Below are 1,011 nucleotides of genomic sequence, written 5' to 3'. Positions count from 1 at the left end.
AGCGACTTTTGGCTCAATGCCAAACGCAGCGGCAGACTGTGCTGATTGGATAGCAATTTCAGCCAACTCTTCAGCCGTTGGATCGGGGTTAATAGCGCAGTCGCCATACACGACCACTTGCTCAGGCAGTAGCATAAAGAATACTGACGATACTAACGAGTACTGCGGGGCGGTCTTAATCAGCTGAAATGCAGGGCGTACAGTATTGGCTGTGGTATGAATTGCCCCTGACACCAGACCATCGACCTCATCCATTTGTAGCATGATAGTGCCTAGATAAACCGTATCTTGCAGATATTCAGCCGCCATCTCTTCTGTCGTTTTACCTTTACGGCGCTCAACGACTGCCGCGATATATTTATTCATATCAAGCGTATCAGGGTCAATGATCTCAAGCCCTTCTGGCAAGATTAAATCGCGGTTTTTGGCGACTTGCTCGACATCTTCGCGCTTAGCGAGCAGCACACAGTTAGCAATACCGCGGCTTTGACAGATACAGGCAGCTTCTACCGTGCGTGGTTCAGAGCCTTCTGGCAACACCACACGCTTTTTGGCATTTTGTGCTTTTACGACGACTTGATGACGAAAAGCGGCTGGCGATAAGCGCGGTTTGTGATCGCCGCTGAACTGCTCTTTGATCCAGCTTAAGTCTAAATGCGCCGCCACATAACGGGTAACATCTAGCGCGCGCTCGGTATCATCACTTGGAATCTCAGCGCTCATGTGCATAAGGTTTTGCACGGTCTCATAGCTATCAGTCTCGACACTCATGACAGGAATGCCAGTTTTGATCGCAGATTGCCATAGCTCAGTGACAGTCTCATTTGGCATCACGCCGCCTGTCAGTACTAAACCTGCCAATGGAACGCCATTAATACAAGCTAAGGCTGCGGCCAATAATAAATCATCACGATCGCCTGGTACGACAATCAAAGTACCACGATTAAAGACCTCATCGATACGTGCAATCGAGCGAGCTGTTAAACTGATATGATTGATTCGGCGCGTTTT

Annotated in this window: 1 protein-coding gene; it reads right to left on the bottom strand. The window is 48.9% G+C overall.

Going from position 1 to position 1,011, the window contains the following annotated elements:
- Positions 1–1,011 (bottom strand): phosphate acetyltransferase (gene pta, locus ACS8FD_RS16925; RefSeq protein WP_439276698.1); only part of this gene is annotated, 1,011 nt, incomplete at both ends.

The organism is Psychrobacter sp. 1U2, assembly GCF_051847575.1.
Note: the sequence above shows the minus strand (reverse complement) of the source record. Positions and strands in the feature narration are given on the sequence as shown.